Here is an 11,662-nt window from a genome sequence, read left to right as displayed (position 1 = left end):
CTAATTTTGCATCGAAAAGTGAAACGTTAAAAAATCCCCCCCCCCCCCCCCCCCCCGGTGAAAGCGCCGTCATTGTCACCGGAGCACGCGAACACAATTTGCGCAATCTGGACGTCCGCATTCCGCACGGACAATTCAATGTCGTAACGGGCGTCTCCGGCTCGGGTAAGTCGTCGCTGGCGTTCGATATTATTTTTGCCGAGGGGCAACGCCGCTTCCTGGAGTCGATGTCGTCCTACGCGCGGCAGTTCGTGGAGCAACTGCCAAGGCCGGACATTGATGACCTACGCGGCATCCCCCCCACAGTCGCCATCGAGCAACGCATCACCCGCGGCACGCGCAAATCAACCGTGGCTACGATCACCGAGGTTGCGCAATACCTTCGCCTGCTCTACGCCAAAGCCGGCGTGCAGCACAGCCCGACGACCGGCGAGCCCGTCGCCGCACAAAGCATGGCCTCGATCAAACGCCGTCTGTCCGATGCAATCGACTCCCCCTCCGCAAAACAGTCCTCTGCACTCTACCTCTGCGCCCCGCTGATCCGCGCGCGCAAAGGCCACCATCAACCGCTCGCCAATTGGGCTGAAGACCACGGTTATTCGCTCCTCCGTTGCGACGGCGAACTGGTCGAAGTCACGAATTTTGAAAAGCTCGATCGCTACCGAGAACACGACATCGAACTGGCCCTTGATCTAGGTAAACCCGCTGATCGAAAAGACCGGGCCAACGTGCTCCTCGACGAAGCGCTGAAGCTCGGCAAGGGCAGCAGCTTTCTCTTATTGGGCAGTGGCGAATTACTGGCGTGGTTTTCAACCAGCCGCACGGACCCCGTTACCGGCGAAGCGTTTCCCGAACTCGACCCCAAGCACTTCTCATGGAATTCGCCCAAGGGCTGGTGCCCCACCTGTCGCGGGCATGGCATGATCCATGAATGGATGCTCGAGCACGAGGATTACGAAGAGATTCCCGACGATGTTGCTGGTGGACAGACTTGCCCAGAATGCTCGGGCGAGCGATTGAATACAACCAGTCGCGCCGTGCGTCTCCCAGTGAAAAAAGCCGCGATCCGCAAGCTTCTGGCCAGCGAGGCGCAGACGATTTCCTTGCCGGAGTTACTAGCTCTACCGCCGGCTTCATTGCTCACAATTCTCGCGAATCTCAAGCTCGATGCCCGCGGCAAACAGATTTCGGAGGAGATCATTCCTGAGGTCGAGGAACGCCTGCGTTTCATGGACCGCGTGGGCCTGAGCTACCTCACCCTCGACCGCGCAACAGCGACCCTTTCCGGCGGTGAAGCGCAGCGTATCCGGCTGGCGGCGCAGCTTGGCTCGAATCTCTCGGGCGTGCTCTACGTGCTCGATGAGCCCAGCATTGGCCTGCATGCACGTGATAACGACGACCTGATCCACTCGCTCAAGCACCTGCGAGATCAGGGCAACACGCTCCTCGTTGTCGAACACGATGACGAAACCATGCGCGCGGCAGACCACATTATCGACCTTGGTCCCGGCGCTGGCGTGAACGGCGGCCAGCTCTTAGCCGAGGGTAATTACCAAACGATTATCAAGGCCGAAAAAAGCCTAACCGGGCGCTTGCTGCGTGACGGCATCCCTCACCCACTACGCGGCCAATATCGCAAACTGCCACCGAAATGGAATCCCAAGTCACGCGCCAAGGAACCCAGTTGGCTCGTGCTCCGCGAGCCGCGTTTGCGTAATCTAAAAGGCGGCGAGCTGCGGTTGCCGCTGGAACGGCTGATCATGGTGTCCGGCGTTTCCGGCGCAGGTAAGAGCACGCTACTGCGCGACCTGCTTCATCCAGCGGTGGATCAGGCCATCCAGCATGAAACGCGCAAGCTGACTCCGAAAATGATCGCTGCTCAGTCTCCGCTCGCGGCGACGCCCGATGCATTTCAGGAGCTATTCGATGGCAATGTTTTCCGCAAAGTCATCGAGGTGGATCAAGCGCCTATCGGCAAGACACCGCGCTCCACGCCAGCGACCTACATCGGCGCGTTCGACATCATCCGCAACGTCTTTGCGACGCTGCCTGAGGCGCGCATGCGCGGACTCACGGCGGGAGCATTTTCCTTCAACACCAAAGGCGGACGTTGCGAAACGTGCAAGGGCGCGGGCCGCATTAAGCTGGAGATGGCGTTCCTGCCCAACAGCTACCAACCCTGTGATGAATGCAACGGCGTGCGCTACGGTAAAGAGCTGCTCGACCTGCGATGGAAAGACAAAAACATCGCCGATGTCCTTGCGATGACCTTTGACGAGGCAGCGACGTTTTTTGATTTCCACTCCCGCCTCAGCGACCTGATGGGCCTCATGGTCGAGACCGGCCTAGGCTACCTGACGCTTGGGCAAAGCAGCCCCACGCTCTCGGGCGGCGAGGCGCAGCGGCTCAAGCTCGTCAGCGAACTCGCGGCGGGCTTGCCGAGCTTTAAAGAGAAATCGCGCAACATTCTGCGGCGCAATTTATACATCCTCGAAGAGCCCACCATCGGCCTGCATCTCAGCGATTGCCAGCGCCTCATTGAGCTGCTGCACCGGCTCGTCGACCAGCGGCACACGGTCATCGTGATCGAGCACAATCTAGACCTGATTGCCGAGGCTGACTACGCGGTGGAAATCGGCCCACAGGGCGGTGAGAACGGCGGCGAAATCCTTTATCAAGGCCCTGTCGCCAAGCTCGCCCAAGCAACGAACTGCCCGACAGCGAAATATTTAAAGACGCTCCTTAACGGATAATCACGAAGGCGTACGTGTCGCCGATGACTTTGCCATCCGTATCCACCACTTCGACCTTAAATTTGCTACGTGTGCGGTCTTTGAGCAGAGGCTGAACAGTCAGCGTGTAATCCGAGCTATCTTTTTTGGGCTCCAATGAACCTTTAAATCCCGCCGGTGCATCGCCAGCAAGACGCACGTTGCCTTCCACCTGTTCGCCAACGACGACAGTGAAATCCTTCGCCTCAAACTCGCTCTTATCCTTCAGATCCCAGAAAAGCACGCGAGGCTTGATTGAAATGACCTGCGGAATCGTCACCTGAAGCCGAAGTGTGGTCCGCTGCGGCGGCTTGCTGTCGGTGACAACGCTAATCGTTTTCTGCTGGAGTCCAGTGCGCTGGCCAAAGCTGAATGTGGCGACGATTTCTCCGGATTCACCCGGCGCATAAACCGTCTTCGCCAGCTTGGGCACCGTGCAGCCGCAAGAGGCTTTGGCGGACAGGATCGTTACTGTTTGGTCGCTCTTGTTGGTAAAGGGAAATTTGGCGACGAACTCCTTGTCCTTGAAATTTGCCTGTCCACCATCAATCGACAAGGTTTCAAAAGACAAGGCTCCCGCAGTATCGCTGACAACTACATCGTGGCTTATTTCAATTGCATCGGCGTCCGCTTCAACAACTCGCTCTGCGCGCAAACCAAGCGCAACCAAGCAAAATAATGAGAGAGTAACCCATTTCATAATATTTTCTTACGGGGACAGATGCTGATAAAATAGATTCCGACCAAGGCCGCAAGTAGGAAGCCATTCCGAGCCAGGGCAAAAGTCACACTGCTGCCACTACCGCCGAGGCATCCGCAGTCAATGTTTAGCCCACGTGCCAAAGCCGACACCAAGCTGGCCTCAAATACAAGCAGTAGCAGCGTAAGCCAAGCCAAGGCACCGGAGCGCGTCTGCGGGATGATCAGACCGATGCCGGCGAACACCTCCAGCCAAGGCAGGAACATTGCCGTCCACCAAGCCGCATCTTCGCCCACCAGTTGATAATGTAGAATCGACTGAAAAAATTCCGTAGGCCCAGTCAGCTTGACAATACCTGCCCAAACGAAAAAACCGCCCACAATCAGGCTCAATAAATGACCGATAAGTTTTTTCATGGCGCAAAATCCAACCAGGCCTCGTAGCCGCCTTCGAGCCAATAGACGTTTTCCTGGCCTAGGTCTTTGCGTAGGTGTTCGGCAGTTTCGCGGCTCAGCTCGCAGCCTTCACCATCGCAATAGACCACAATAGTGTCATCCGGCGACCAAACTGAAATCAACTCGCCGAAGCCGGTATCCCAGTCATCCAGCGAAACATTAACGGCATTTTCGAGGTGCCCCGCCTCAAATCGCTCGACGTTTCGAGCGTCAATCCAGAGCACATTACCAAGCTCAGCAACTTGTGCTGGCGTGCGCAGCCATTCATCTTGTGAAAGCGCGGGCAAGTCAGGTCGTTGGACCAGCAACGTGCTACCTATCGCGCCTCCGAGCGCGAACAGGAGGATCAAGATTGCCTGAAGCCACCAGCGCATGGCGTAAAACCTGTGCGATTTCGTCCTTCATGCAAGCATTCAGGTGATAAATCGCTTGCGCCGCCGAGAGTTTCCTTCAATGAATAACCGGTTTCCAATGCCCGAGCCTGAAGCCATACGTCTACAAAAATACTTGTCTGAACAAGGAGTGTGTTCGCGCCGTAAGGCCGAGACCCTCATTGAAGAGGGCGTTGTCACCATTAACGGTATCACAGCAAAGCTCGGCGACAAGGTCGTGTCCGGCAAAGACATCGTCAAGGTCGAGGGCCAACGCGTAACCGCGAAGGCGCATCGTCAATGGGTCATATTGATGAATAAGCCCAAGGGAGTGATCTGTAGCCACGGCGATCCGCACCACTCCCGCACAATTTACGACCTGCTCCCGCCCGAGCTAGCCAAGGAAAAGCTGATCTGCTGCGGCCGCCTCGATAAAGAGAGCGAAGGCATGCTGATCCTGACCAACGACGGCGAACTGGCGCAACGTATCACCCACCCCTCCGGCGGCGTTGTCAAACGCTACCGCATCAAGGTGAGCCGCCCATTCGACACCTCCCTGATTCCCAAAATGATCAAGGGCATTCATCGTGAGGGCGATTTTTTGCAGGCTAAAAAAATTATTGTCGCTCCAATGGGGCCAGACAAAGACCGCCGACTGGAAGTCCACCTCGGGCAAGGCCGTAAGCGTGAAATTCGCCGCCTGTTCGAGTCTTTCGGCTATTTCGTCGACAAGCTCGAGCGTTTCCAAATGGGCGGCTTGCAGATGAAACGCACCCCACGAGGCAGCGTGCGCGAAATCCCAAAACGCGAATTGGACTTTCTCTTTTCCAAATAGACGCTAAATTGACCCAATGATGTGCAAATTTCGTTTCATGCTCTGCCTTAGCGGCCTACTGATGGCCCTCGCCGCCAACGCTCAAGACAAGATAGTGTCGATCTATCTGGAGCCCGACGTCAACGGCACTGTGTATTTCCAAGAGTCAATGGATGATCTGGATGATCTGGAGCCGCGCCCCTTGCTGGATGGCAAAGGAGCAGGCCAAGGCTGGATGTTCGTCCAATATCCCGGTAAATACGTTGGCTATGTCCCATCGTCCAGCATCGGACCTGGCAATCAAGTGATTAATGGATCCAAAGCCATGTTACGTGCTGAATCCGACAGCCCCGTGCTCGCTGTCATCCTTGATGGCGAAGAAGCCGAAGTTGTCCGGGAGGAAAACGGTTGGGCAACGATTTACTTCACTGGCGAAGCCCCAGCCTATTTCCGCCTCAATGACAATTCGCCCGCCCGCGTAGCAGCAGTCGCTCCGCCGACCACGGTGGGAACCGCCCCCCAAGCCCCCCCCCCCCCCCCGTCACCACGACACCAGTGCTGGAAGAAGTCGTCATGCAGGAAGCCGTCCTCACCCCGCCAGCTCCCGCCTCTCTCAAGCCGCCCGGCCAAAACGTCGCCCGCTATCTGCAAGGCAAATTTGAACGAGTTTCCAGTTGGGATCGCCTTTTTGGCTCCGACTATAAATACCGTCTGGTTGACGAAAATGGCGACACCATCGCTTATGTGATCGTGGACAATAGCCTCTTTTTTGGCCCAGCCGAGACCTACTGGGGCCAGCAAGTTGAAATCCAAGGTGTCCTGCGCCGCATCACTGGCTCCGTCACATTGGAAATCCGCGCAGGCAACATCCGCGTGCTACACTAGGACTTTAGGCGAGATCAACGAGAATTCCCCTTTGCACATCCGTAATCGACGGCATTCATCCTGCTGGTCCTGCTTAGCCATCTCTTTTGCGTAATACGCAAAACGATCGACCCAACAGGACAATAAGGGGAAATTACGGGGGAAAAGCCGTTTTTGCTTTGCCATTGGCGGCGGGCGCTTCTGCAATCCACGGAATGGAATTGATCGACGGTAATGCTATTTCCGAGGAAATCTTGCAAGAACTCAAGGCTAAGCTCGCTGAGCTCAATGGCCCTCGCCCAGGCGTTGCCTTTGTGCGCGTTGGCGAAGACCCAGCCTCGGTTTTTTACGTCAATAAAAAGCAAAAGGTTGCCGCGGAAATCGGCGTGGAAAGCACGTTGCATGTTCAGCCCGAAAGCATCACCCAAGACGAACTCCTGACTCTGATCGACCAACTTAACGCAGACCCGGCTGTCCACGGTATTTTAGTCCAGTCCCCCCTCCCCCCCCACATTGAGGAACGGGTGATTTTCAACCGCGTCTCTCCCGATAAGGACGTAGACGGCTTTAACGTAATCAATATTGGCAAGCTCTGTCAGGAAGACCCGAGCGCTTTCGTCGCTTGCACGCCAGCTGGCGTCATTGAACTGCTCAAGCGCAGTGGTGTCTCCACCAGCGGCAAGCGCGTCGCTGTCGTAGGCCGCAGTTTGATCGTCGGCAAGCCCGCTGCTTTGCTCCTCATGATGAAAGCGGAATTTGGCAACGCCACGGTCACTGTCTGCCATTCACGCACGGCTAACCTCGCGGAAGTCGTCTCCGAGGCAGACATCATTATTGCCGCAATGGGCAAGGCCGCCTTCATCACCGCAGACATGGTCAAAGACGGCGCAGTCGTCATTGACGTGGGCATTAACCGCGTGGACGATGCCTCGAAAAAGCGCGGCTATCGAATCGTTGGCGACGTGGACTTTGATCAGGTGTCACCGAAATGCGCCCGCATTACCCCCGTACCGGGTGGTGTCGGCCCCATGACAGTGGCCATGCTGATGAAGAATACGGTGAATGCCTATCGCCGATCTCTCGCCGCAGACGCCTAATCATGGCGGACCTCCCCCCCCCTTCGCCGCCACCGCTGCCGCAACTCCCGGTAATTTACATTGCTGGGCGTGGCATGCGCGTTTTTTGCGCCTTACTGGATTTCACAATTATCCTCCTCCTGACTTCGTTTTTGGTCAGCAAGGTGTTCTGGCCCCAGATGTATCCTGATGCATGGCCAGCGCTGCTAGAGTGGAATGAAGAGGTCGCGGCCACATATCCCAACTACTCAGAGCCTCCTGAAGCAGCGAAAGAGGGGGTCGGCTTCGCTCAAGCTGTCTGTGCGATGGTCGCCTGGATCTACTTTTACGCCAGCGAAACCATCACCCGCGGAAGCTCATTGGGTAAATCCGTATTTGGTCTCAGAGTCATCAGCCTGAAACGAGGCACTTACCCCCATCCGCTCGAAATTGGGGTCCGTGCCAGCGTAAAATCGACCTGTTTCCTCCTCCCCTTTCCCTTACTGTTCATTAGCTTGTTCTTGCTGTTACTACATCGTCAGCGCCGCTCGGCGCATGATTTGCTCGCCCATACCATTGTCATCGCAGGCCCGCCGTTGCTCATAAAGCCGAAGTAAATGCTGGTAATGCTAAAATTAATTTAACTTGCGGGCCATTTCTGTCGCTGTATGTTCATGCATTCGTCGGTTCGTTCGCTGCGACCCACCAAACTAAGTTGTCTTAACACTGCGCCCGGTGCCTCCCAACTCCAAGAAACAACTCATACTGGTCGTTGACGACCAGCCCATCAACATCAAGCTGCTCCAGCGTAAACTAGAGCGCGAAGGCTACGATGTGCTTACCGCATATAATGGCCAAGAGTGCCTGAATATTGTGGAGGAAACGCCGCCGGACCTAATCCTGCTCGATGTCATGATGCCAGAGATGGACGGCATCGAAACCTGTGAACGGCTCAAGCAAAATGAGGCGACGGAAACAATACCCGTCATTTTCATCACTGCAAAGTCATCGAAAGAAGGTAAACTCGAAGGCCTTGGCGTTGGCGCAGTCGACTATATTACCAAGCCAATTGACTTGGAAGAAACCCTTGCACGCGTAAAAACTCAGCTACGCATTCAGGAAATTTATCGCGAGAACATCGAGCTCCAGAGACAGCTTGGAGAAATTCGCCGCAGCGCCGCAGTCGGTGCCATCACACAGGGCATTGCCCATAATTTAAATAACCTGCTGGGCGTGGTCGTGGGCTACCTCGATTTGTTGCGTAACGGCTATGATAGCCCCGACATGGTCAAGCGCAGCGTCTCCCTAATGGATCAGGCGATCCAGCGCATGGTGAACATTATCCGCCATCTCAGCTCTATTGCTACCAGCGAAAAAGTAGCAATTGCGCACTTGGAACTCAGAATCCTCATCGAGGGCGCGCTGGAGCGTTTCCGTGAAGAATATGACATTTCAGAACCCGTCCACCTCGAAAGCAGTGTGCCGGACACCTATAAATTTGAGGCCAACAGCGAAGTCTTTGAAGGCGTCCTAATCAAGCTCCTCGTGAATGCGTGGGAGGCCTACCCGAAGAATACCTCCGATGAAAACAAGAAGATTACCATCAAGACCCAGACTTCTGATGACGGGGAAAAGTTGCTGATTAAGGTTATCGACGAAGGTTCCGGAATGACAAATGACATCCGCGATCACATTTTCGATCCATTCATCACCTCCAAAACCTCCGTCGGCCGTGGGCTGGGCCTGACTATGGCACGTCACGCCATGCGCAATCTGCATGGCGACCTTACCCTCATCAATCGCGCGGAAAAAGGCTGTGTCGCCACAATGATCCATCCCATTAAGCAACCCGTGACTGAAGCGACCACTAACGCGGATCAGATTCGTCACTCGTCGCATGGTTCCGCGATCATTCCGTCCACGACTGGAAAATTCTCCAACAGCGTTACACGTCATGATTAAAGTAGCGTTTATTGGCGCGGGTCGCATGGCCTCCGCAATGGTTCGTGGACTCCTAAAAACAGGTCACTTCAGCCCACCGGAAGTCGGATGTACTTGCGGAGACGACCCAACCGGACCACAATTGGCAAGCAGTGCCGGCATCACTTATGAGCCCGAGCTGAAAAATCTGCTACAGGACTCCGATGTCATCGTTCTCGCCTGCAAGCCCCAGCAATTCAACAGTCTGAACGCTGAAATAGCAGCTCTCGCCAAGGGACAGCTCATCATTTCAATTTTAGCGGGCATCCCGCTGGCCCGTATCAGCTCACGCTTTCCTGAAGCCCGCAACTGTGTCCGCGCCATGCCAAATACACCCGGGCAAATTGGCGCTGGCATTTCAGCCTACGCCAGTGGTCACACTTTGGACAACCATGACGAAGAACTCGTCCAAGTCATTCTGGGCGCACTGGGCCAAGTAGTGGCCACACCAGAAGACCAGCTAGACGCCGTTACGGCCGTCAGCGGCAGTGGCCCAGCCTATGTTTTTGAATTCACCGCCGCACTCGCTGAAGCTGGCGTTGCCGCCGGATTGCCTCCCGAAATCGCTTCCCGCCTAGCACGGCAAACAGTAACCGGTGCCGGACTCCTGCTAGGGCAATCCGTCGATACCATCGAGGAACTACGCCGACAGGTCACGTCCCCTGGCGGCACGACACAAGCAGCGTTGGAGCAGTTCAACGAAGATCGGCTCCGCGACGTTGTCCGCCACGCCGTGCTCGCCGCTAAACAGCGCTCAATCGAACTCGCTCAGGGGTAAGCGTGAACCGGGCTTTTATCGGCCTGGGCGGCAACCTTGGCGACCGCCCCGCTAACCTTCGATTTGCGATTCAGCAGCTTAACGCGAGCTCTAGCATCCAATCGCTGCATAGCTCTTCGTTTTACGAAACCTCACCCATCGGGCCGGTAGCCCAAGAAGACTTCCTCAACGCGGTGGTAGAAGTTGAAACAACCTTACAGCCGCTAGCGTTGCTGGAATTAGGGCTAAAAATAGAGCGCACCACTGGGCGTGACAGATCCATTCGCTGGGGGCCACGCAGCTTGGATGTCGATTTACTGGCTTACGATCAGTGCACGCTCAAGACCGAAGCACTTACGCTACCCCATCCGGAAGCGACGAAACGCGCGTTCGTTCTTGTCCCATGGGCCGAGCTGACACCGGATTTCCTTCTTGCTGGACGATCAATCGCCGATTGGCTGGCGGAAGTTGGTGAACAAGGTGTGAGGAAGTTTGACTGTCGCTAACGGCGCGACAGGCTGTGGTCATGGCCCGTATTGAGCCCACGTCTCTCACTCCAGAACAAGCGTTTTCCCGGCTCCGTCGCGAACCAGGTTGTTGCTGGCTGGACAGCGGTATTGGCTCCAGCAATATCCAAAGAAAATCAATCCTAGCGGCACACCCGTACCTCACCATTCGCGCCTGGGGACAACGAATTGAGCGGATCACTCCTGATTGCTCCAGCTTCCACAGTGGCGATAGCCTCGAATATTTAGCCAACGAGCTGAAAACTCACACGGGCGGAAATTCCTTCGAGGGGGGGGGGGTAGGTCATTTCAGCTATGAATTCGGGCGACGCTTAGCAGGGCAACCCGATCACTCAGGCCGTGCGCAACGTTGGCCAGACTTTCATTTTCAGTTTTACCACGCGGTTTATGTTTTTGATCATGAAACAGGCCGCGCCAAGCTACACGCCACGGACGATCAAGCAGGCGCGGCGGCGCTTGACGAACTGCGCGACAAATTGTTCCATCCAGCTAGTGAGCCGATTCTTCGCGAAGGCGGCATCACCTCTAAGACCTTCACCGCCAACCGAAGTAAGGCCGATTACTGTACCTCAGTGGAGGCTATCCGTGAAGCTATCGCTGCGGGAGAAATCTACCAGGCTAATCTCGCGCAATTTTTCTCCACGCCGTTTCGAGGCGACCCCACGGCGCTGTTTAGCCTATTGCGCCAGCTAAATCCGGCACCCTTCAGCGCCTACCTTCAGCAGGGTGACCGGCAAATCCTTAGCAGCTCACCAGAGCTTTTTCTACGCGTAGAGGGCGACCAAATCGTCACTCGCCCCATCAAAGGCACCCGCCCACGCGGATCCACAGCAGAAGAAGACCAGGCCTGCCGTTCCGCTCTACTCGCTAGCGAAAAAGAACGTGCCGAGCTGCTCATGATTGTGGATATGGAGCGCAACGACCTCGGGCGAATTGCGCAATACGGCTCCGTGCGCGTCAATGAACTTTACCACTTGGAAAGCTACGCAACGGTCCACCACTTGATCGGAGAGGTCGAGGCGCGCTTGCGGCCCAACGTTTCCCTGGGAGACATCCTACGCGCAACATTTCCCGGCGGATCAATCACAGGTGCCCCCAAATTGCGTGCAATGGAAATCATTGCACAGCAAGAGCCCTCGCCGCGCGACGTCTTTTGCGGTGCTATTGGCTGGCTGGGCTTCAACGGCGACATCGCCCTAAATATAGCCATCCGCACCATCACTTGCCAGGAAGGACGGGCAGACTTCGGCGTCGGCGCTGGCATCGTCTGGGACTCCCAACCTGAGGCAGAATACGAAGAAACGCTGCACAAGGCCAAGGCTCTTTTTACTGCCTTGGAAACGCATAAATAACTTTTCGAGCAAGGCA

General features: G+C 55.9%; 13 protein-coding genes. 10 read left to right on the top strand and 3 right to left on the bottom strand.

Going from position 1 to position 11,662, the window contains the following annotated elements; translation table 11 throughout:
• The coding region (locus tag IE065_RS17960) for an excinuclease ABC subunit UvrA (protein WP_229792044.1) at positions 1 to 2,753 on the top strand (2,753 nt) is incomplete at its 5' end.
• Here IE065_RS17960 and IE065_RS02775 read toward each other — a convergent pair.
• Genes IE065_RS02775 through IE065_RS02765 form a run of 3 tightly spaced genes read right to left on the bottom strand, consistent with a single transcriptional unit; the run spans position 2,743 to position 4,300 of the window.
• Entirely contained in the window at positions 2,743 to 3,471 is a 729-nt protein-coding gene (locus IE065_RS02775) for a DUF1573 domain-containing protein (protein ID WP_189511589.1), read from the bottom strand. The two genes, IE065_RS17960 and IE065_RS02775, sit on opposite strands and share 11 nt — an antisense overlap.
• On the bottom strand, positions 3,468 to 3,887 hold the full coding sequence (locus IE065_RS02770) for a MauE/DoxX family redox-associated membrane protein (protein ID WP_189511586.1): 420 nt from the start codon (positions 3,885 to 3,887) through the stop codon (positions 3,468 to 3,470). The genes IE065_RS02775 and IE065_RS02770 overlap by 4 nt, the downstream gene beginning before the upstream one ends.
• Positions 3,884 to 4,300 carry a rhodanese-like domain-containing protein gene (locus tag IE065_RS02765; protein ID WP_189511584.1) on the bottom strand — a complete coding sequence of 139 codons (417 nt, stop codon included), beginning with the start codon at positions 4,298 to 4,300 and terminating at the stop codon, positions 3,884 to 3,886. Before IE065_RS02765 ends, IE065_RS02770 begins: the two co-directional genes overlap by 4 nt.
• A 79-nt stretch (positions 4,301 to 4,379) precedes the next feature.
• Between IE065_RS02765 and IE065_RS02760 the strand changes: the two genes are divergently transcribed.
• The 9 genes from IE065_RS02760 to pabB all read left to right on the top strand — a co-directional run bounded on the left by IE065_RS02760 (position 4,380) and on the right by pabB (position 11,646).
• On the top strand, positions 4,380 to 5,132 hold the full coding sequence (locus tag IE065_RS02760) for a pseudouridine synthase (protein WP_229792043.1): 753 nt from the start codon (positions 4,380 to 4,382) through the stop codon (positions 5,130 to 5,132).
• Positions 5,133 to 5,148: 16 nt separating this feature from the next.
• On the top strand, positions 5,149 to 5,859 hold the full coding sequence (locus IE065_RS02755; RefSeq protein ID WP_189511582.1) for an SH3 domain-containing protein: 711 nt from the start codon (positions 5,149 to 5,151) through the stop codon (positions 5,857 to 5,859).
• Positions 5,860 to 5,861: 2 nt separating this feature from the next.
• A complete protein-coding gene (locus tag IE065_RS18185) occupies positions 5,862 to 5,996 on the top strand; it encodes a hypothetical protein (protein ID WP_268244948.1) in 135 nt (44 codons plus the stop codon).
• A gap of 194 nt (positions 5,997 to 6,190) precedes the next feature.
• A complete protein-coding gene (locus tag IE065_RS02750; protein WP_189511581.1) occupies positions 6,191 to 7,072 on the top strand; it encodes a bifunctional 5,10-methylenetetrahydrofolate dehydrogenase/5,10-methenyltetrahydrofolate cyclohydrolase in 882 nt (293 codons plus the stop codon).
• 2 nt (positions 7,073 to 7,074) lie between these two features.
• Positions 7,075 to 7,647, top strand: coding sequence for an RDD family protein (locus tag IE065_RS02745; RefSeq protein ID WP_189511579.1), 573 nt, complete (start codon positions 7,075 to 7,077; stop codon positions 7,645 to 7,647).
• Between the two features lie 118 nt (positions 7,648 to 7,765).
• Complete coding sequence (locus IE065_RS02740; protein WP_229792042.1) at positions 7,766 to 8,992, top strand: hybrid sensor histidine kinase/response regulator; 1,227 nt, start codon at positions 7,766 to 7,768, stop codon at positions 8,990 to 8,992.
• Positions 8,985 to 9,788, top strand: a complete 804-nt coding sequence (proC, locus tag IE065_RS02735; RefSeq protein ID WP_200163406.1) for a pyrroline-5-carboxylate reductase — start codon at positions 8,985 to 8,987, stop codon at positions 9,786 to 9,788. The genes IE065_RS02740 and proC overlap by 8 nt, the downstream gene beginning before the upstream one ends.
• Before the next feature lie 2 nt (positions 9,789 to 9,790).
• Positions 9,791 to 10,273: a 2-amino-4-hydroxy-6-hydroxymethyldihydropteridine diphosphokinase gene (folK, locus tag IE065_RS02730; protein WP_189511577.1), complete on the top strand. Its 483-nt coding sequence runs from the start codon at positions 9,791 to 9,793 to the stop codon at positions 10,271 to 10,273.
• Positions 10,274 to 10,293: 20 nt separating this feature from the next.
• Complete coding sequence (gene pabB / locus IE065_RS02725) at positions 10,294 to 11,646, top strand: aminodeoxychorismate synthase component I (protein WP_189511575.1); 1,353 nt, start codon at positions 10,294 to 10,296, stop codon at positions 11,644 to 11,646.
• Positions 11,647 to 11,662: the final 16 nt, after the last annotated feature.

The sequence above is a fragment of the Cerasicoccus arenae genome, from assembly GCF_014651635.1.
Lineage (GTDB): Bacteria > Verrucomicrobiota > Verrucomicrobiia > Opitutales > Cerasicoccaceae > Cerasicoccus > Cerasicoccus arenae.
This window is presented reverse-complemented; position numbering and strand designations above follow the sequence as displayed.

Bases quoted from the DNA above. Each gene is read 5' to 3' on its own strand.
- IE065_RS02775 (WP_189511589.1), bottom strand. From the start codon at position 3,471: ATGAAATGGGTTACTCTCTCATTATTTTGCTTGGTTGCGCTTGGTTTG.
- IE065_RS02770 (WP_189511586.1), bottom strand. From the start codon at position 3,887: ATGAAAAAACTTATCGGTCATTTATTGAGCCTGATTGTGGGCGGTTTT.
- IE065_RS02765 (WP_189511584.1), bottom strand. From the start codon at position 4,300: ATGCGCTGGTGGCTTCAGGCAATCTTGATCCTCCTGTTCGCGCTCGGA.
- IE065_RS02760 (WP_229792043.1), top strand. From the start codon at position 4,380: ATGAATAACCGGTTTCCAATGCCCGAGCCTGAAGCCATACGTCTACAA.
- IE065_RS02755 (WP_189511582.1), top strand. From the start codon at position 5,149: ATGATGTGCAAATTTCGTTTCATGCTCTGCCTTAGCGGCCTACTGATG.
- IE065_RS02750 (WP_189511581.1), top strand. From the start codon at position 6,191: ATGGAATTGATCGACGGTAATGCTATTTCCGAGGAAATCTTGCAAGAA.
- IE065_RS02745 (WP_189511579.1), top strand. From the start codon at position 7,075: ATGGCGGACCTCCCCCCCCCTTCGCCGCCACCGCTGCCGCAACTCCCG.
- proC (WP_200163406.1), top strand. From the start codon at position 8,985: ATGATTAAAGTAGCGTTTATTGGCGCGGGTCGCATGGCCTCCGCAATG.
- pabB (WP_189511575.1), top strand. From the start codon at position 10,294: ATGGCCCGTATTGAGCCCACGTCTCTCACTCCAGAACAAGCGTTTTCC.